At 66.3% G+C, this 17,987-nt stretch carries 18 protein-coding genes; 12 read left to right on the forward strand and 6 right to left on the reverse strand.

Features of this window, described 5'->3' with window-relative positions; all coding sequences use genetic code 11:
- Positions 1-118 precede the first annotated feature (118 nt).
- From ACN9MV_RS24580 to ACN9MV_RS24615, 8 genes are all read left to right on the forward strand, one after another.
- Positions 119-1,750 carry an inorganic phosphate transporter gene (locus tag ACN9MV_RS24580; protein ID WP_093077232.1) on the forward strand — a complete coding sequence of 544 codons (1,632 nt, stop codon included), beginning with the start codon at positions 119-121 and terminating at the stop codon, positions 1,748-1,750.
- A 9-nt stretch (positions 1,751-1,759) separates the two neighbouring features.
- On the forward strand, positions 1,760-2,812 hold the full coding sequence (locus ACN9MV_RS24585) for a transporter (protein ID WP_093077234.1): 1,053 nt from the start codon (positions 1,760-1,762) through the stop codon (positions 2,810-2,812).
- A gap of 97 nt (positions 2,813-2,909) precedes the next feature.
- Complete coding sequence (locus tag ACN9MV_RS24590) at positions 2,910-3,767, forward strand: 3',5'-nucleoside bisphosphate phosphatase (RefSeq protein WP_093058607.1); 858 nt, start codon at positions 2,910-2,912, stop codon at positions 3,765-3,767.
- Positions 3,764-4,741 carry a DMT family transporter gene (locus ACN9MV_RS24595; protein WP_097198390.1) on the forward strand — a complete coding sequence of 326 codons (978 nt, stop codon included), beginning with the start codon at positions 3,764-3,766 and terminating at the stop codon, positions 4,739-4,741. The genes ACN9MV_RS24590 and ACN9MV_RS24595 overlap by 4 nt, the downstream gene beginning before the upstream one ends.
- A gap of 16 nt (positions 4,742-4,757) precedes the next feature.
- Positions 4,758-5,393 carry an L-threonylcarbamoyladenylate synthase gene (locus ACN9MV_RS24600; RefSeq protein ID WP_093058605.1) on the forward strand — a complete coding sequence of 212 codons (636 nt, stop codon included), beginning with the start codon at positions 4,758-4,760 and terminating at the stop codon, positions 5,391-5,393.
- Positions 5,394-5,434: 41 nt separating this feature from the next.
- Positions 5,435-6,106, forward strand: coding sequence for a site-2 protease family protein (locus ACN9MV_RS24605; protein WP_093077238.1), 672 nt, complete (start codon positions 5,435-5,437; stop codon positions 6,104-6,106).
- An 18-nt stretch (positions 6,107-6,124) separates the two neighbouring features.
- Positions 6,125-7,456, forward strand: coding sequence for a tryptophan--tRNA ligase (locus tag ACN9MV_RS24610; protein ID WP_093058603.1), 1,332 nt, complete (start codon positions 6,125-6,127; stop codon positions 7,454-7,456).
- A gap of 74 nt (positions 7,457-7,530) precedes the next feature.
- Entirely contained in the window at positions 7,531-8,133 is a 603-nt protein-coding gene (locus ACN9MV_RS24615) for a LuxR C-terminal-related transcriptional regulator (RefSeq protein ID WP_093058637.1), read from the forward strand.
- Positions 8,134-8,281: 148 nt separating this feature from the next.
- Here the strand turns inward: ACN9MV_RS24615 and shkS are convergent, their stop codons facing one another.
- Positions 8,282-9,697, reverse strand: coding sequence for a surface-behavior sensor histidine kinase ShkS (shkS, locus tag ACN9MV_RS24620; RefSeq protein WP_093058602.1), 1,416 nt, complete (start codon positions 9,695-9,697; stop codon positions 8,282-8,284).
- Between the two features lie 101 nt (positions 9,698-9,798).
- Between shkS and ACN9MV_RS24625 the strand changes: the two genes are divergently transcribed.
- The 3 genes from ACN9MV_RS24625 (at position 9,799) to ACN9MV_RS24635 (ending at position 11,654) form a co-directional block, all read left to right on the forward strand.
- Complete coding sequence (locus tag ACN9MV_RS24625) at positions 9,799-10,197, forward strand: VOC family protein (protein ID WP_093077241.1); 399 nt, start codon at positions 9,799-9,801, stop codon at positions 10,195-10,197.
- Positions 10,191-10,592, forward strand: a complete 402-nt coding sequence (locus ACN9MV_RS24630) for a phage holin family protein (RefSeq protein WP_093058600.1) — start codon at positions 10,191-10,193, stop codon at positions 10,590-10,592. The genes ACN9MV_RS24625 and ACN9MV_RS24630 overlap by 7 nt, the downstream gene beginning before the upstream one ends.
- Positions 10,593-10,709: 117 nt before the next feature.
- On the forward strand, positions 10,710-11,654 hold the full coding sequence (locus tag ACN9MV_RS24635; RefSeq protein ID WP_093077243.1) for an alkaline phosphatase D family protein: 945 nt from the start codon (positions 10,710-10,712) through the stop codon (positions 11,652-11,654).
- Positions 11,655-11,690: 36 nt separating this feature from the next.
- On the opposite strand, the gene ACN9MV_RS24640 is transcribed toward ACN9MV_RS24635, so the two are convergent.
- The 4 genes from ACN9MV_RS24640 to ACN9MV_RS24655 are packed head-to-tail and all read right to left on the reverse strand — an operon-like array spanning position 11,691 to position 16,366.
- Positions 11,691-12,806 (reverse strand): ABC transporter substrate-binding protein, encoded by a 1,116-nt coding sequence (locus ACN9MV_RS24640; RefSeq protein WP_093077244.1) that lies wholly within the window; start codon positions 12,804-12,806, stop codon positions 11,691-11,693.
- Positions 12,807-12,834: 28 nt separating this feature from the next.
- Positions 12,835-13,923, reverse strand: a complete 1,089-nt coding sequence (locus tag ACN9MV_RS24645) for an ABC transporter permease (RefSeq protein WP_426389911.1) — start codon at positions 13,921-13,923, stop codon at positions 12,835-12,837.
- Positions 13,920-15,446 (reverse strand): sugar ABC transporter ATP-binding protein, encoded by a 1,527-nt coding sequence (locus ACN9MV_RS24650; protein ID WP_426389912.1) that lies wholly within the window; start codon positions 15,444-15,446, stop codon positions 13,920-13,922. Before ACN9MV_RS24650 ends, ACN9MV_RS24645 begins: the two co-directional genes overlap by 4 nt.
- A complete protein-coding gene (locus ACN9MV_RS24655; protein ID WP_426389914.1) occupies positions 15,443-16,366 on the reverse strand; it encodes an SMP-30/gluconolactonase/LRE family protein in 924 nt (307 codons plus the stop codon). The genes ACN9MV_RS24650 and ACN9MV_RS24655 overlap by 4 nt, the downstream gene beginning before the upstream one ends.
- A gap of 278 nt (positions 16,367-16,644) precedes the next feature.
- On the opposite strand from ACN9MV_RS24655, the gene ACN9MV_RS24660 reads away from it, so the two are divergent.
- Complete coding sequence (locus tag ACN9MV_RS24660) at positions 16,645-17,655, forward strand: LacI family DNA-binding transcriptional regulator (RefSeq protein WP_093077247.1); 1,011 nt, start codon at positions 16,645-16,647, stop codon at positions 17,653-17,655.
- Between the two features lie 19 nt (positions 17,656-17,674).
- Here ACN9MV_RS24660 and ACN9MV_RS24665 read toward each other — a convergent pair whose 3' ends face one another.
- Positions 17,675-17,977, reverse strand: a complete 303-nt coding sequence (locus ACN9MV_RS24665; protein ID WP_093058593.1) for a hypothetical protein — start codon at positions 17,975-17,977, stop codon at positions 17,675-17,677.
- Positions 17,978-17,987: the final 10 nt, after the last annotated feature.

Raw genomic sequence — 17,987 nt, forward strand, 5'->3', positions numbered from 1 at the left:
GAAAAAGCATGCTGCTCGCCGTATATGACGGCTGCGTGACGGTTTTGACCCCGTTGACACGGAGTTGTCACACACCGCGAACACCATCTGCAGCTATTCCAACACCCCAGAAACGCCCATGAACACGCTTGCAGCCCCGCATGCCGAGTTGCCGTCCGCGCCCGCCGCGCAACGGCCCAAGCTCGACTCCAAGCCCGGTCCGCTCACGCTGATCACCTTCGTGGGGCTGCTGGCCGCCGGCCTGCTCTTCACGGCCTGGAGCCTGGTGGGCGACGTGACGTCCTCCGGGGCGCCCGTCACCACCTGGGTGCCCTACATGCTTCTTGGCGTGGCGCTGCTGATTGCGCTGGGCTTCGAGTTCGTCAACGGCTTCCATGACACGGCCAACGCCGTGGCGACCGTCATCTATACCCATTCACTGCCGCCCAACTTCGCTGTGGTGTGGTCTGGCTTCTTCAACTTCCTGGGCGTGCTGGTGTCCAGCGGCGCGGTGGCCTTCGGCATCATCGCGCTGCTGCCGGTGGAGCTCATTCTTCAGGTGGGTTCGGGCGCAGGCTTCGCGATGGTGTTCGCGCTGCTGATCGCCGCCATCATCTGGAACTTGGGCACGTGGTGGCTGGGGCTGCCGGCTTCTTCGTCGCACACGCTGATCGGCTCGATCATCGGCGTGGGCGTGGCCAATGCGCTGATGCACGGCCGCGACGGCACCAGCGGCGTCGACTGGGCGCAGGCCACCAAGGTGGGCTACTCGCTGCTGCTGTCGCCGATGGTCGGCTTCGGCTGCGCCGCGCTGCTGCTGCTGGCGCTGCGGGCCTTCGTGAAGAACCGCGCACTGTATGAAGAACCCAAGGGCGCCGAGCCGCCGCCATGGTGGATCCGCGGCCTGCTGATCCTGACCTGCACGGGCGTGTCGTTCGCGCATGGTTCCAACGACGGTCAGAAGGGCATGGGGCTGATCATGCTGATCCTCGTGGGCACGGTGCCTATGGCCTACGCGCTGAACCGTGCGATGCCCGCCAACGAGACCGTGAAGTTCGCGGCCGTGGCCGAGATGGCGCAGACCGCATTGACCCGCAGCGCGCCGACCTCGCTGCCCGCGCTGGAGCCCGCCGCGGCGCGCGACACGCTCTCCACCTATGTGCGCACCCGCGAGTTCAGTCCCTCGGTGGTGCCCGCGCTGGCAGCGACCGCCGGCAGCATCGGACGGCAGGTGCGCGAGCACGGCTCGCTGGCCGGCGTCCCCGCGGATGCCGTTGCCAACGTGCGCAATGACATGTACCTGGCCTCCGAAGCCATCCGCCACCTCGACAAGAGCGGCGCGGCCAAGTTCGACGACGAGACAAAACTGCGCGTCAACACGTTCCGCCAGGAACTGGACAGCGCCACGCGCTTCATTCCGCTGTGGGTCAAGGTCGCGGTGGCCATCGCACTGGGCCTGGGCACGATGATCGGCTGGAAGCGCATCGTGGTCACCGTGGGCGAGAAGATCGGCAAGACGCACCTGAGCTACGCGCAGGGCGCCTCGGCCGAAGTGGTGGCAATGATCACCATCGGCGCAGCAGACATGTATGGGCTGCCTGTGTCGACCACGCACGTGCTGTCGTCCGGCGTGGCCGGCACCATGACGGCCAGCGGCTCGGGCCTGCAGATGTCCACGCTGCGCAACCTCGCGCTGGCCTGGGTGCTGACGCTGCCGGTGGCGATGCTGCTGTCGGGGTCGCTCTACTGGTTGTTCACCCGCATTTTCTGATCACGCATCTTGTCGGCATTCCATGACCTCGCCTCCCAGTCTTACGGAGGTGACGAAGCCGGACTGATCTCCGGCTACCTGTTCGACGCCTCCGCACCCGAGCCAGCGCGGGTCATCGACTCCGCGCAGGCGGCGGCATGGCTGGTCGAACAACGCGACAAAGGCGATGAAGGCAGCGGCGAAGAGAATCCCTCCTACGTCTGGCTGCACTTCAACCTGAGCCATGCGCATGCCGAGCGCTGGCTGGTGCGGCACGCGAACCTCCCGGACACCTTCTACGAGACGCTGCACGAAGGCCTGCCCTCCACGCGCATCGAGCGCGCCGACGATTCGCTGATCGCCGTCATCAACGACGTGCACTTCGAATTCAGCTTCGAGCCCTCCGACATCTCCACGCTGTGGATCAGCGTGGGCCCGCGCCTCGTGGTCACGGCGCGCACCAAGCCGCTGCGCTCGGTCGACACGCTGCGCACGGCCGTGAAGGCCGGCGACGCGCCGCGTTCGAGCACCGAGCTGCTCGAACACCTGCTGCGCGCGCAGGCCGACGTGCTGGTGAAGATCGTGCGCGGCGTCACCTCGCGCATCGACCGCATCGAAGACGAACTGCTCGCCGGCCGCCTCGACCACAAGCGCGCTCGGCTGGGCGTGCTGCGGCGGCTGCTGGTGCGGCTGCAGCGACTGCTCGCGCCCGAGCCTGCCGCCCTGTTCCGCCTGCTGCAAGGGCCTCCCGCCTGGATGGCTGAGCCCGACGCGCAGGCGTTGCGCGGCTCGACCGAGGAGTTCTCGGTGGTGCTGCGCGACATGCAGGCGCTGCAGGAGCGCATCAAGCTGCTGCAGGAAGAAATAGCCGCCAACGTGAACGAGGACAACAACCGCAGCCTGTTCGTGCTGACGGTGGTCACGGTGCTGGCGCTGCCGATCAACATCCTTGCCGGCCTGTTCGGCATGAACGTGGGCGGCATTCCGCTGGCCGACCACAAGCACGGCTTCTGGATCGTGGTGGCAATCGTCGCAAGCTTCACCGCGGTGGCGGCCTGGGCGGCTTTTCGCAAGAAGCGCTGAGCCGCATGCAGCGGCACAGTAATGCTATTTATTTAATAGCAACTTGCACAGCATCCATGCGCCCGCATCGATGTTCCAGACCCCATAGAATGCGAGGGTGTCCTCCATTCTCAATGCCGATCTTCACTGCCACTCCGTGGTCTCCGACGGCACACTGACGCCCGAAGAATTGGCCGCGCGCGCGGCTGCCAACGGGGTCGAGCTCTGGGCCCTCACCGACCACGACGAGGTCGGCGGCCAACACCGCGCAGCAGCAGCAGCGCGTGCAAACGGCATGCGCTACCTCACCGGCACCGAGATCTCGGTGACCTTCGCGGGCGAAACGGTGCACATCGTCGGCCTGGGCTTCGATGCCAACGACGCAGCGATGTCGCAAGGCCTCTACGACACACGCGGCGGCCGCGGCAAGCGCGCGCAGGAAATGTCCGAAGGTCTGGCCAAGGTCGGCATCCACGGTGCATACGAAGGCGCGCTCAGGTTCGTCGGCAACCCCGAACTCATTTCGCGCACGCACTTCGCGCGCTTTCTCGTCGAGCAGGGCCACTGCCGCGACACGCCCGAGGTGTTCCGCAAGTTCCTCACCGAAGGCAAGCCCGGCTACGTGCCGCACCGCTGGGCCTCGCTGAAGGACGCCGTGCACTGGATCACCGCAGCCAAGGGCATGGCCGTGATCGCTCACCCGGGCCGCTACAAGTTCACGGCCAACGAGGAATACGCGCTGTTCCTCGAATTCAAGGCGCATGGCGGCAAGGCGATCGAGGTCGTCACCGGCAGCCACACGCCGGCCGAATATGTCGAGTACGCCGACAAGGCGCTCGAATTCGATTTCGCCGCCTCGCGCGGCAGCGATTTCCACAGCCCCGACGAGAGTCATTGCGATCTCGGCAAGCTGCCGCCGTTGCCTGGCGCGCTCACTCCTGTGTGGGAACTGCTCGGCGACCGCATCCAGCAGTGAGCCAGAACCCCGGGACCGGCATCGACAACGCGGCAACCGTTGCGCTGGCGAATGCGCGCCTTGCGGCGCAAAAGGCACGCGACACCGAATCGGGCCGCATCCTCGCAGGTATCGGCCTTGTGCTGGTGGCCGTGGCCTGCTTCGCCACGCTCGACACCGCAACCAAAGCATCCACCGCGGGCGTGCCCATCCTCATGGGCGTGTGGTTCCGCTACGCATTCCAGGCCGTGGCCACCACGGCCGTGCTCCTGCCGCTGCATGGCACGGCGCTGCTGCGCACGCGGCACCCGCGCTACCAGTTGCTGCGCGGTGCGCTGCTGCTGGTGTCGAGCACGCTGGCCTTCCTTAGCCTGCGCTACATGCCGCTGGCCGAGTTCACGTCGATCGTGCTGATTGCGCCGCTGGTGATCACGCTGCTGGCCGCCACCACGCTCAAGGAATATGTGTCGCCGCTGCGCTGGGTGCTGGTGGCGGGCGGCTTCATCGGCACGCTGGTCATCCTGCGACCGGGCGGCGAGGCCTTCAGCTGGGCCATCCTGCTGCCGATCGGGCTGGTGCTGACCAATGCGTGGTTCCAGGTGCTCACGAGCAAGCTCGCGCAAACCGAGAACCCGCTCACGATGCATTTCTATACCGGCTGGGTCGGCGCGCTGATTGCATCGCTCGCAGTGCCCTTCGTGTGGACCGAGCTGGAGTCGTGGCATTGGTGGGCGCTGCTGTGCCTGATGGGCTTCATGGGCACGGTGGGTCACTTCATCCTGATCCTGGCCTACCAGCGCGCGCCGGCATCCACGCTCACGCCTTATCTTTATGCCCAGATCGCTTTTGCCATGCTCGGCGGCTGGCTCATCTTTTCCCAACTGCCCGACCGTTACTCGCTCATCGGCATGGCGATGATCGCGGTCTGCGGTGCGGCCGGTGCGTGGCTTACGGTGCGCGAGCGCCGCGTACCTATCGAGCCCGCCGAATCCTGATCCGGAGTTTTTTTTCATGGCCCAGTACTTCGAAGTCCACCCCGAGAACCCGCAGCAGCGGCTGCTGAAGCAGGCCGTCACGCTGCTCGAGCGCGGCGAGATCATTGCGGTGCCCACCGACTCCAGCTATGCGCTGGCCTGCCACCTCGACGACAAGGACGCGGTCGACCAGTTGCGCCGCATCCGCCAGGTCGACGAGAAGCACCACCTCACGCTGCTGTGCCGCGACCTGAGCGAGCTGGCCAACTACGCGCGCGTCGACAACAAGCAATACCGCCTGCTGAAGGCGGCCACGCCCGGCCCCTACACATTCCTGCTCGAAGCCACCAAGGAAGTACCGCGCCGCGTGAGCCATCCGCAACGCAAGACCATCGGCCTGCGCGTGCCTGATCACAAGGTGCTGCTGGAGCTGCTGTCGCTGCACGGCGCGCCGCTGCTGGCCACCACGCTGATCGCACCGGGCGAGACCGAGGCACTGAACGACGCGCAGATCATCCGCGAGCGCTTCGAGAAGCAGATCGCCGGCGTCATCGACGCAGGTGCCTGCCCGTCGCAGCCGACCACGGTGGTCGACCTCACGCCCATGGGCACTGGCGACGAGCCGGTCGTGGTGCGCCAGGGACGCGGTGCATTGGCTGTGCTCGGCCTCTGAAATCGGGGCTGAGAACCACTCCCGTCTGACACAATCGCCCAGTGGATATTTCCAACCTGATACAGACCGTACTGATCTACGCGCTGCCCGTGATCTTCGCGATCACCGTGCACGAGGCAGCGCACGGCTATGTGGCTCGCCATTTCGGCGACAACACGGCCGAGGTCATGGGGCGCGTCACCCTCAACCCGATGAAGCACATCGACCCCATCGGGACCATCCTGATGCCGCTGATGCTGTACTTCGCGACCTCGGGTGCGTTCCTGTTCGGCTATGCCAAGCCGGTGCCGGTCAACTTCGGGCGGCTGCGTCATCCGAAGCGCGACATGGTGTGGGTCGCGCTGGCCGGGCCGGCCTCCAATTTCGTGCAGGCGATCTTGTGGGCGCTGGTGCTGGTGGCGCTTGTTGCCGCTGGCGTGAGTGAATCCTTTTTCATCAAGATGGCGCAGGGCGGCATCCTCGTCAACCTCGTGATGTGGGCCTTCAACCTGTTCCCGCTGCCCCCGCTCGACGGCGGCCGCGTACTGGCTGGCCTGCTGCCCAACGGACAGGCGCAGATGTTCCTGGCACGCATCGAACCGTACGGCTTCTTCATCGTGATGGGCCTCGTCATTGCGGGCGTCGTCAGCACATACTGGCTGCGACCGCTGATGGACGTGGGCTACTTCGTCATCAACCTGATCATCACCCCGCTCAAGGCGTTGCTGCTCTAAGTCTTCTTTCTTCGTCCCATGGCTCCGTCTCCTCAAGCTCCCCTGCGCGTCCTGACCGGCATCACGCCGTCGGGCACGCCTCACCTCGGCAACTACGTCGGTTCGATCCGCCATTCGGTGCGGCAAAGCGTCGCGCCCGGTGTGCAGAGCTTCTTCTTCCTGGCCGACTACCACGCGCTCATCAAGGTGCAGGAGCCGGCACTCATCCAGCGCTCCACGCTCGAGATTGCCGCCAGCTGGCTGGCCTGCGGGCTCGACCCCGAGCGCGTCACCTTCTATCGCCAGTCGGACATCGTCGAGATCCCCGAGCTGACCTGGTTCCTCACCTGCGTCACCGGCAAGGGCGTGCTCAACCGCGCGCATGCATACAAGGCACAGCTCGACAAGAACGTGGCCAAGGGCGAGGACCCCGATGCCGACGTGACGGCCGGCCTCTTCATGTATCCGGTGCTCATGGGCGCCGACATCCTGATGTTCAACGCCCACAAGGTGCCCGTGGGCCGCGACCAGGTACAGCACATCGAGATGGCGCGCGACATGGCGCAGCGCTTCAACCACCTGTACGGTGATCACTTCACGCTGCCCGAGGCCGAGATCGACGACGCCGTGGCCACCCTGCCCGGCCTCGACGGCCGCAAGATGAGCAAGAGCTACGGCAACACGATCCCGCTGTTCGCGCCGCGCGCGCAGCTGCAAAAGCAGATCTCCAGCATCGTGACCGACTCGCGCGCGCCCGGCGAGCCCAAGGACACCGAGGGCTCGGCCCTGTTCCAGATCTACCAGGCCTTTGCCAGCGCCGAAGAAACCGAGTCGCTGCGCAAGGAGTACGCCAATGGCATTAGTTGGGGTGATGCCAAGCAGTTGCTGTTCGAGCGCATCGACCATGAAGTGGCGCCGCTGCGCGCGCGCTACGACGCGCTGATGAACGACCCGGCAGAGATCGAGCGCATCCTGCTCATCGGCGCCGAGAAGGCGCAGGCCCTGTCGAAGCCGTTCATGGCCAGCCTGCGCCACGCGGTCGGCCTGCGCAATCTCGCGGCCGGCAAGGACAAGGGCGCAGCCAAGGCGGCCAAGGTCGCGAAGCCAAGTTTCAAGCAGTACCGCGAAAAGGCGGACGGGCTTTTCTATTTCAAGCTGTTGGATGCGCGCGGCGAAACCCTGCTGCAAAGCCGTGGATTCACGTCGCCGCAGGAAGCGGGCCGTACCATCGCGATCTTGCAGGCGCAGCGCGGCGAAGCATTGACCACGCTGGCCAGCCAGCTGGAACCCATCGACACAGAAGGAACACGCGCCGTCACCGAGGCGCTGGAGGCCCTGACGGAGGCAACACCCACAACGAGCGGGAGTTGATCCGGCAAAGCCCATCGGCTTATCCGCCGATGAGCAGGAAGAGAGAAGACGGTGCGATCACAAAGGAAGAAAACATGAGCATTTATGTCATCGACGACCACCCCCTGATGCGCGACGCGATCGTGATGGTCTTGCGGCGATTGCGTCCGGCCGAGAACATCGTCGAGCTCGAGCGCCTCGACAAGCTCGCGAGCTCGGTGCAGCAGCGTGGTGCGCCCACCCTCTTCTGCCTGGACCTGAAGCTCCCGGACACCAATGGCGTGTCGGGCGTGATCGCGGTCAAGCAGGTCTATCCGAACGTGCCCATTGCCGTGTATTCGGCAGCACCTTCCGCGGACATGGAGGACGCCTGCATCGAAGCCGGCGCAGACACCTATATCGAGAAGTCGGCCAGTTCCAACGAGCTGGCGGCTGCCTTGCGCGGCCTGCTGATGGCAGGCTCGGAAGATGAAGCCGACGAGATGCCAGCCGCCAACAGCGGCAAGCTGTCGAAGCGGCAGACGCAGCTGATCGCCATGCTCGACAAGGGCATGAGCAACCGCGACATCGCCACCGACCTGGAGATCAGCGAGCACACGGTGAAGGTGCACCTGTGGCGCCTGTTCCGCAGGCTCGGCGTGAAGAGCCGTACCCAAGCTCTGCACTACGCGCGCACCAACGGTTTGCTGTCGGGATAACTCTGGCTAACCCCCAGGCTTCGCGCACTTCGTGTCGCTTCGCCTCCCCCCTTGCAGGGGGCAACACCTGAGGCCCGGCAAAGCCGGCTCCTCGGTGTTTCTGGAATTTAAAAAACCGCGCATGAGCGCGGTTTTTTTATGAGGGCTCTCAGCCGCCCGAGGCGCTCACGCGGGCTTGCGCTACCGCTTCGTCGGCGTCGTGCAGCGCCACGCGGAACACGCTGCCGCTGCCCAGGCGCGAACGCACGCTGACGGGATGGCCCAGCACGTGCGACAGCCGCGCGACGATGGCAAGGCCCAGGCCGAAGCCGTCGGAGGTGCCGGCATGGTCCGCTACCTTGTAGAACTCCAGGAACACGTCGCGCAGATGCTCGGGCGCGATGCCGATGCCGGTGTCCCACACTTCCACGCGCAGACCGTCGCGTGTCTGTCGCGCCGCCAGCAGCACGCCGCCTTCGGCTGTGTACTTGATGGCGTTGGCCAGCAGGTTGCCGATCATGCGGCGCACGCGGATCGGGTCGGTCAGGAACGAGCCCTCGCACACGTGCACGCGGAAGTCGAGGCCGCGGCTCTCGGCCACCGGGCGGTACTGCAGTTCGAGGTCGTGCAGCAGCTCGGGCACGTCGACGCGCTCCACATGCAGGCGCACCTGGCCCGAGTCGATGCGCGCCAGGTCGAACATGGAGTCGAACAGCGCATTCACCGCATGCGTGGCGCGCACGATCTTCGGCGCGAGCTCCAGCACCAGCTCAGGCTCGTTGCGCAGCCAATCGGCGTACAACGAAAGTGCCAGCACCGGCTGGCGCATGTCGTGCGCGGCGCTGGCCAGGAAGCGGTTCTTCATGGCCACGGCCGACACCGCTGCCTGACGCTGCTGGGTCAGCGACTTGATCAGGATGTGGTTGTGGAACAGCAGCTCCAGGCTGTTGCGCGCCGTCTCGTGAATGTGCCGCCCCGCCCGCAGCAGCAGGAACCAGTGAAGGATCGGCAGGATCGGCATCAGGTAGCCGTACTGGAACTGCGGATGGTGCAGCGCGATCGACGCCAGGCGTATCACCACCGCGCCCAGCATCGTGATGAACAGCGTGTTGACGTAGCGCTTGAGCAGCGGCGGATGCAGCGCCAGCCCGTTGAGCGGGAAGGTGCCCACACCGGCCACGATGAGCCAGCTCATGAACTGGTTGACCTGCGGCGTGCGCTCGAAGAACAGCAGCACCGACAAGCCCCACACCACCGCGCTGGTGCTCCAGACGAAGCCGTAGCGCTCGGTGAACTGCTGCTGCGCCGCCGCGCTGCGCCCGGCATAGCGCACCGCATAGACCCGCGCGCCCCATGCGCGGCACGCGGTGGCGATGAGGCCGGCTACGAGCCACGTGAGCAGCTCCCAGCGGGGCACATAGGCCCAGTTCAGGCCGACCATCGCGGGCATGAGCGCGGCCGAGACAAAATACGAGCCCCGCGCGGAGCGCATCAGGCTGCGGATGAGTTCGCCGCGCACCCACGATTCGGCCTCGTCGGCCGAAGCCGGGGCGGGGGTCATGCTGGCGATAGACGCGTTGGCCATAAGAGCGGCGATCTTAACGGCGTCCTCGCCATTGTTTCCTAGGGTAACAATCGAAAACAGCGTTCAACAATTCAAACGCTAACCAGGAAGAATTCACTCGCATGCTTTCCCATGTCTACATCGGCGCGAACGATTTCGAACGCGCCTTTTCTTTCTATTCGGCGCTCATGGGCGAGCTCGGCCTCAAGCTGAGGTTTCGCGATGACGGCAAGCCCTGGGCCGGCTGGCAAAGCCCTGATGCGCCCCGCCCGCTCTTCCTGGTGGGTACCCCGTACGACGACCAGGCCGCCTCGCCCGGCAACGGACAGATGGTGGCGCTGATGGCCGCCGACCGGGCCACGGTGGACCGCGCCCATGCCACCGCCCTCGCGCACGGCGGCGTGTGCGAAGGCCCGCCCGGCCTCAGGCCGCACTACCACCCGGACTACTATGGCGCCTACTTCCGCGATCCGGACGGAAACAAACTCTGCGTCTGCTGCCACACACCAAACCCATGCTGAACAACCTGACTCCCTTCCTCATCCACTGGGCCATCACCGCCATCTCGCTGTGGGTGGCCAGCCACCTGTTTCGCGGACTCAAGTTCGACAGCACCGGCGCGCTGGTGGTCTCGGCGCTGCTGCTGGGCCTGGCCAACGCCGTCGTCAAGCCGCTGCTGATCGTGCTCACGCTGCCGCTGACGCTGGTGACCTTCGGGCTGTTCCTGCTGGTCATCAACGCGCTGATGATCCTGCTGGTGGCGGCGCTGGTGAAAGGCTTCAAGGTGTCGGGCTTCTGGACCGCGCTGTTCGCGAGCATCTTCATCTCGCTGCTGAGCATCGCCATCGGCTCGTTCGTGACGAGCGACGACCCGGCCGAGAAGGTGCAGATGCCGCAGAGCGGCAACTGGCTCTGAACTGAGCGCGCACGCCTGAGCACACGGCGCCATCCCATGTTTTGCGGAGAGACAACGCGCAAGGGCTGCCTATGATCCGCCTCACCCGGCATACAGACCGGTGAATGAGGAGCCCCCATGAAGATCGCCTTCACGTCGTGCATGAACTTCAAGTCCGGCCCCGACGGCTACCAGCACGTCTGGGACCGCATCGCGCAGGAGCAGCCGGACTACCTGTTCCTGCTGGGCGACCAGATCTACATGGATTTCTTTCCCGACCTGGGCGAACCGTCCAAGTGGGACGCCGCCAAGTTCGCCGACGTGATGCAGGGAAAGTACGAAGCGCAATGGAACGTGCCGAATTTCAAGGCACTGCGAACCGCGCTGCGCCAGCGGCAGGACAACGGCGGCGGCGTGTACGGCACCTGGGACGACCACGACTTCGCCTGGAACAACGCGCACGGCTCGGACGTCAAGGCGCCGGTGAAGCAGGAAACCCGCCGGCTGTTCACCAAATACATGGAGATCGAGCAGCTGCGCAACCCCGCGCACCTCGACCCCAAGATCGACGGCATCTATTACTCGGTGCCCCTGATGCACCAGCAGCAGCGCATCGGCAAGGCGATTTTTCTCGACACCCGCTGGTACAGCAAAGACCCCGGCGACGCGAGCCCGCTGCTTGGGCAGAAGCAGCTCGACTACCTCAAGCAGGAACTGGCCAACGAGCAAGGCTACGTGCTGATCTGCGCCGGCATGCCGATCCGCGCAACCGGCAACGGCTGGATGCGCTACCGCGACGACTACGCGAAGTTCCGCGAGATCATCTACAAGCGCAACGTGATCTTCCTGACCGGCGACATCCACGAGAACGCGTTCCTGCCGCCGGCCGGCGAGACGAAGATGTTCGAGGTCGTCTCCTCGGGCGCCTTCGTCACCAAGTACTACTACACCGGCGAGCGCGAGAACTTCGGCATCCTCGAATACTCGCCAGCGAGCACCGACATCAAGCTGTTCGACAAGCGCGGGCTCGGAAGGCACAACGTCATCGACAACGCCACCTTCGTGCACAAGGAGATCCGGTGAAGGCACCTGGGGTGCCTCTCGGCACCCTTGCGGCAGTCACTTGCCCCACACGGTCTTGTACTGCGTGCGATAGCCGTTGTCCGGGTCGAACACGTTCTTCGGCCCGCCGTCCTTGCCTACGTTGCCCACCGTCACCAGATGCACCTTGGGCACGTAGCCCGACCACTTCTCCTTGGCGAAGGCGCGGTTGAGTTCGTCCACGATCTGCCAGCCCTGCATGTTCAGCGGCTCCGGCACCGTGCCGGCCTGGAAGCGCTGCGTGCGGATGCGCTGGTAGGCCGCCTCGGAGCCGTCGCCGGCCGACACGGCCTTGGGCGAGCCGTCGCCCTTCTTGCCTGCCGCCGTGAGCGAGGGGCCCATGAAGTCGAAGTACAGGTCGTTGATGGCCAGCGAGTGCGTCCACTTGTCGCCGAAGCGCTGCAGCAGCGAGGTGGTGAGCTGCGGCATGCGGGTGGAGCTTTCGGCGATGGGGCTGTCCTCGAAGCTCAGCACGGTGCAGCCGCCGCACTTCTTGATGACGGCCTCCATGGCGCGCGCCTTGTACAGCGCAATGGCGTACTGCGAGTCGGTGAAGATCACCACGCCGGCCTTGCCGCCCGAATCGGCCACCACCCACGAGGCGGCGACGTCGGCCACGTCGTCGGTCACGGTGGTCACGTTGGCGTACAGGCCCGCCTTGTCGTTCGGGCCCGGCTGCTCGCCCGAGTGCCAGCCGACCAGCGGAATGCCCGACTTCGCGGCGCCCGCGAACGCAGCCTTCTGCTCGGTGGTGTCGAAGCCGCCGACCACGATGCCCGCCGGCTTGACGGCCAGCGCCTGATTGAGCGCGGCGGTGCGCCCGCTCACGGTGCCCTGCCCGTCGATGACGCGCACCGTCCAGCCGATGGCGCGGGCTGCTTCTTCCACGCCCTTGCTGACGCCGACGATGCCGCCGTTCTTCATGTCGCCCGCGACGAAGACAATGGTCTTTCCGGCGCTGGCCTTGGGGCCGGTGGTGGGGCCGTCCCACTTTTCCTTGGTCATGGTCGCGATCTCGACTTTCTTCTTCGCAACATCGAGAAAGTCATCGGCCATGGCCTTGGGTGCCAGCGTGGCGGCGCACAGGGCCAGCACGGCAGCGGCGACGGTGCGTGCGGGAACACTCTTCTTCATGCTTGTCTCCAGTCGTTGTGATGAGCCGTCATTCCGACGGCGTTGAGGGAACGGGTTGCGCGTGATCGAGCTGCCGCTCGGCAATGCGCCGCTTGATCGAACGGTTGCGCCGCTGTTGCGCCCAGCCCGCGATGCCGATGGACACCAGCAGCGTCAGGCCGTTGAAAAGCGGCTCCACATAGAAGGCGCCGCCGAACTGCTGGATGCCCGAGATGCCGATGGCAAGAATCGCCACGCCAACCAGCGTGCCCCACACGTTCACGCGGCCGGGCCGGATGGTGGTCGAACCAAGGAACGCACCCACCAGCGCAGGCAGCAGGAATTCGAGCCCCACGCTCGCCTGCCCGATCTGCAGCCGCGAAGCCAGCAGCACGCCCGCAAAGCCCGACAGCAGCCCCGACGCGACGAACGCGCCCATCACATGCCTGCGCACCGAAATGCCGTTGAGCTGCGCCGCCTTCGGGTTCGCGCCAATGACGTACAGCGCGCGGCCCAGCGGCGTGAACTCGGTGACGCCCCACAGCGTGACGCTCACCGCAAGCACATAGAACGCGCCCACCGGCAGCCCCAGCAGGTTGCCGCCCGCGATGCCGACAAAACCGTCGGGCAACTCGCCCACCACCTGCCGCCCGCCGCTGTGCCACATGGCCACCGCGTAGATCACGGTGCCCGTACCCAGCGTGGCGATGAACGAATCGATCTGCGCCAGTTCGACCAGCAGTCCGTTGAGCACGCCGAACAGCGCCGCGCACGCCAGTACCACCAGCACTGCCGCCGGCCACGGCAGGCCGAGCTGCGTCTGCAGGCTGATCGCGAGGATGTGCCACAGCACAATGCCGTAGCCCACCGTGAGATCGATCTTGCCGGTGATCATCGGGATGGTCGCGGCCAGTGCCAGCAGTGCAATCACCGACTTGTCGGCCAGGATCGCGCGCAGGTTGAACAGCGTCGGAAAGGTGTCGGGCAGCAGCAGCGAGAACAGCAGCGCCAGCGCCGCCATCAGCACCACGAGCCCGTAGACCGGCATTGCGCGGCCGATGCTCTGCGCCAGGGAAATGGCCTCGCCGTCGAGGGACTTGTCGGGCTCCAGCGCCGTGGACCGGATGGAACTGCTCATGCGTGAATCTCCTCGCGCGTTGCCGCGCCTGCTGCCAATGCCAATAGCTTTTCGACCGTGATCGCGTCGCCCGTGAGTTCGGCCGCGATCAGGCCGTCGCGGAACACGAGCACGCGGGTACACACGGTCGCGATTTCCTCGAAGTCGGTGGAGACCACGACCAGCGCCGTGCCAGCCTCGGCGCGCTCACGCAGCACGCCGTAGATCTGCCGCTTGGCGCCAACGTCCACGCCTGCGGTGGGCTCTTCGAGCACTACCAGCGGCTTGTCCAGGTGGAACCAGCGCGCCAGCACCACCTTCTGCTGGTTGCCGCCGGAGAGCTGCTGCACTTCGGCGGACGGCGCGGGCGGATTGACGTCGAAGCGCCGGATGAGCGCGAGTGCCTGGTCGTTCTCCCGGCGCGGGCGGTCGAAGGCAAGGCCGCGGTCGCCATGCAATGCGGCGTTGGGAAAGAGGTTCTCCAGCACGGTCATCGAACCGGCAAGGTTTTCTTCAAGGCGCTCGCCGGCAACGTAGGCCACGCCGGCGCGGATGGCGTCGGCGGAACACGTGAAGGCGCATGCGTTGCCGAGCAGTCGCATGCGGCCGGCCGACAGCGGCTCGCGGCCGAAGATCGCGCGGCTGATGGCCTCGTGGCCCGCGCCGCGCAGGCCGACGAGGCCCAGCACTTCGCCGCGGTGCACGGCGAGGCTCAACGGGCCGGCGTTGCCGCTGGCCGCGCCGTCGAGCTGCAGCACAGGCTCGCCGCTCCCGGGTTCAGGTGCCTTCGCCTTCTGCACCGAAGCCGACAGCGCCTTGCCCACGATCAGCCCGACGAGTTCGCCCTCGTTCGTCTGCGCCGTGTCCTTCACCGCCACCAGCTTGCCGTCGCGCATCACGGCCGCGCGGTCGGAAATGGCCAACACCTCGTCGAGCCGGTGCGACACGTACAGCATTGCCATGCCTTGCCGGCGCAATTCGCGCAGCACGCCGAACATGCGCTCCACGTCGCTCATCGGAAGGCTGGCCGAGGGCTCGTCGAGCACCAGCAGCCGCGCCTTCACTTCAAGCGCGCGGCCGATGGCCAGCAGCGACTTCTCGGCGCGCGTGAGCGAGAACACGCGGCGGCCTGGATCGATGTCGCAGCCCACGCGCGCCATCACGCGGCGCGCCGTGTCGTTCGCGGCGGACCAGTCGATGAGGCCGAAGCGGCGCGGATAACCGGTGCCCAGACCCACGTTCTCGGCAACCGTCATCCATTCGACAAGGCCCAGGTCCTGGTGGATGAACGCAACCGGCTGCTCGCGCCGGTCGCTGCGCCGCCAGTCGGCTTGCGGTCGGCCGTCGAAAAGAATCTCGCCCTGGTCCGCGGGATAGATACCCGCGAGCAGCTTGATGAGCGTGGACTTGCCCGCACCGTTCTCGCCGAGCAGCGCGAGGATTTCTCCGGCGCGCACGTCGAGCGTGACGTTGTCGACCGCCTGCGTGCCGCCGAAGCGTTTGCTGATGCCCTGGAACTGCAGCAAGGCAGAAGCGGCGTTCATGCGCGCACCGCCCCGCGGGTGTTCAGGCGAATGCGGTAGAGCGATGTCGAGGCGCACACGAACAGCTCGTTGCCGTCATTGCCACCGAAGGTCAGGTTGCCCACCTTCTCCGGCACCGCGATGCGCGCCATGCGCGTGCCGTCAGGGTGATAGACCTGCACGCTGTCGGCGCTGCTTGTGTAGACGAAGCCGTGCACGTCGATGCGAAAGCCATCCGCAAGCCCCGGGTTCACGACCGCGAACACGCGCGGGCTGGCAAGGTCCTGCCCGCCGATCACCTCGAAGGCGACGATATGGTGATGCCCCGAGCCGTCGGTGCGCAAGGCGGCCGATGTGTCGCTCACATAGAGGATGCTTTCGTCGGGCGAGAAGGCCAGCCCGTTGGGCTCTTCGACGAAATCGCTTACCGAGCGCAACGCGCCGCTTGCGGGGTCGAAGCGGAACACATGGTTGCGGCCCAGTTCGCTCTGGGCCTTGTGCCCTTCATGGTCGGACACGATGCCGTACGGCGGATCGGTGAACCAGATGCTGCCGTCGCGCTTCACGACGATGTCGTTGGGCGAGTTGAGCCGGCGGCCCTGATAGCGGTCGACCACCACCTCGTCGGCCAGCGGCAGCAGGCCCGGGCCGAAGCGCGTGCGCACGATGGCGCGCTGGCCGTGCGAGCAATGCAGCAAAGCGCCGTCGGCCTCGCGGGTGTGGCCGTTGGTGAACTCCACGCCCTCGCGCCACACGCTCATGCCGCCTTCGGCATGCCAGCGCAGCATGCGGTTGTTGGGAATGTCGCTCCACAGCACCGCGCCGTCTTCGTGCATCCACACCGGGCCTTCGCTCCAGGCGGCGCCGGTGCACAGGCGCTCGAGCGGACCGGCATCGCGGGCGACGGGGGCGAAACGGGAATCGAAGACTTCGATGGTCATGGCCACGGCGCTGGTTTCCCTGAACTTGGGGTTTGCAGTGTGGCACTGGAAAAGATACCGGTAACTTAGGCTTTTCCCGTACGCTGATTGCGCTATTTTTCATTCTTGTAAAAGAATCAATCGCTGTATTCTTTACATACCTAAATCGGCGATTTACAGGTTATCGGTATCTGACCCCGCGTCGCATATCCTCGAACCCGCATTTCCGAGAGAGAAAGAAGCCCTTGCCTCCAAACAAAGCCACCGCTGCTGCCGCCCCCCTCACCCGCCCCGCGACGATGGCCGACGTGGCCGCGCGCGTCGGCGTGTCGAAGATGACGGTGTCGCGCGCGCTCAACCGCGGCGCGAGCAGCGACCGCGTGACCTCCGAGGCGCTGCGCCAACGCATCCTGCAGGCCTGCGAGGAGATGGGCTACGTCATCGACCAGACGGCACGCACCTTCTCCAGCAAGCGTTCGGGCTTCATCGCGGTGCTGATTCCGTCGCTCAACAACTCCAACTTCTCGGAAACCGCGCAGGGCATCACCGCGGCGGTGGAAGCACGCGGCCTGCAGCTGCTGCTGGGCTACACCGACTACCGCGTGGAAACCGAAGAGCGCCTGCTGCGCGCCATGCTCGCGCGCCGGCCCGAAGGCGTGATCCTCACGGGCGGCTCGCACACACCCGCCGCGCGCTCGATGCTGCAGGCCGCCGGCGTGCCGGTGGTCGAGACCTGGGACCTGCCCGCCACGCCCATCGAACACACGGTCGGCTTCTCGAACGCTGAGGCCGCGGCCGCGATGGTGCGGCACCTGCACGGCAAGGGCTACCGGCGCATCGCCTTCATCGGCGGCACCTCGAACCGCGACACGCGCGGCGCGGACCGCCAACGCGGCTATGCGGAGGCGATCCGCGAACTGGGCCTGCCCGACGGCCGCGTCATCAGCTTCGGCCAGCCGCCGATCTCGATGGCGCAAGGCGGCGAAGCGGTGGTGCAGCTGGTGCGGCAGTGGCCCGACGTGGATGCGGTGATCTGCGTGTCCGACCTCTCGGCCTTCGGTGCGCTGATGGAATGCCAGCGCCGCGGCTGGAACGTGCCGGGCCGCATCGCGATCGCGGGCTTCGGCGACTTCGAAGTGGCGCGTGCCTGCCACCCGCGCATCACCACCGTGGCGGTGGATTGCGTGGGCATCGGCAAGGCGGCGGGCGAACTGCTGCTGCGTGTGATCGACGGTGCGCGCGAAGGGCACCGGCCGCCCGCAGAGACGGTGATGATCCCGTTCCGCATCGAGCAGCGCGAAAGCTCCTAGGTACCGGGTTCTTCCAGGGTCAGCGAACGCCGGCAACCAGCCGCGCCTCGCTGCACAGCCGCGCGCCGAAGTCTTCGCAGCGCACGTCGAACCCGTAGGCCGCCGCCCGGCGCAGCGCGAAGGCCGTCACGTCGTGCAGGTAGGTGCGCCCTGGCTTGCGCCCTGCCGCGGCGCGGGCCTCGAAGTCGGCCTGGAAATCGCGTGCCCACTCCTCGTAGAGCCGGTAGCGGTCGCAACGGTTGCCGGGGCAGCCCGCCCGCGCCAGCGCCTGCGCGATGTCGACCAGCGGAACCGTGATGGGCATGTCGTGTCCTTCGCGCATGGCACGGGCT

It is taken from the genome of Variovorax sp. R-27 (assembly GCF_049913215.1).
Lineage (GTDB): Bacteria > Pseudomonadota > Gammaproteobacteria > Burkholderiales > Burkholderiaceae_C > Variovorax.

What these genes read in the sequence shown, in the direction of transcription:
- ACN9MV_RS24580 (WP_093077232.1), top strand. Translation starts at nt 119, where the DNA reads ATGAACACGCTTGCAGCCCCGCATGCCGAGTTGCCGTCCGCGCCCGCC.
- ACN9MV_RS24600 (WP_093058605.1), top strand. Translation starts at nt 4,758, where the DNA reads ATGGCCCAGTACTTCGAAGTCCACCCCGAGAACCCGCAGCAGCGGCTG.
- ACN9MV_RS24610 (WP_093058603.1), top strand. Translation starts at nt 6,125, where the DNA reads ATGGCTCCGTCTCCTCAAGCTCCCCTGCGCGTCCTGACCGGCATCACG.
- ACN9MV_RS24615 (WP_093058637.1), top strand. Translation starts at nt 7,531, where the DNA reads ATGAGCATTTATGTCATCGACGACCACCCCCTGATGCGCGACGCGATC.
- shkS (WP_093058602.1), bottom strand. Translation starts at nt 9,697, where the DNA reads ATGGCCAACGCGTCTATCGCCAGCATGACCCCCGCCCCGGCTTCGGCC.
- ACN9MV_RS24625 (WP_093077241.1), top strand. Translation starts at nt 9,799, where the DNA reads ATGCTTTCCCATGTCTACATCGGCGCGAACGATTTCGAACGCGCCTTT.
- ACN9MV_RS24630 (WP_093058600.1), top strand. Translation starts at nt 10,191, where the DNA reads ATGCTGAACAACCTGACTCCCTTCCTCATCCACTGGGCCATCACCGCC.
- ACN9MV_RS24635 (WP_093077243.1), top strand. Translation starts at nt 10,710, where the DNA reads ATGAAGATCGCCTTCACGTCGTGCATGAACTTCAAGTCCGGCCCCGAC.
- ACN9MV_RS24640 (WP_093077244.1), bottom strand. Translation starts at nt 12,806, where the DNA reads ATGAAGAAGAGTGTTCCCGCACGCACCGTCGCCGCTGCCGTGCTGGCC.
- ACN9MV_RS24645 (WP_426389911.1), bottom strand. Translation starts at nt 13,923, where the DNA reads ATGAGCAGTTCCATCCGGTCCACGGCGCTGGAGCCCGACAAGTCCCTC.
- ACN9MV_RS24650 (WP_426389912.1), bottom strand. Translation starts at nt 15,446, where the DNA reads ATGAACGCCGCTTCTGCCTTGCTGCAGTTCCAGGGCATCAGCAAACGC.
- ACN9MV_RS24655 (WP_426389914.1), bottom strand. Translation starts at nt 16,366, where the DNA reads ATGACCATCGAAGTCTTCGATTCCCGTTTCGCCCCCGTCGCCCGCGAT.
- ACN9MV_RS24660 (WP_093077247.1), top strand. Translation starts at nt 16,645, where the DNA reads ATGGCCGACGTGGCCGCGCGCGTCGGCGTGTCGAAGATGACGGTGTCG.
- ACN9MV_RS24665 (WP_093058593.1), bottom strand. Translation starts at nt 17,977, where the DNA reads ATGCGCGAAGGACACGACATGCCCATCACGGTTCCGCTGGTCGACATC.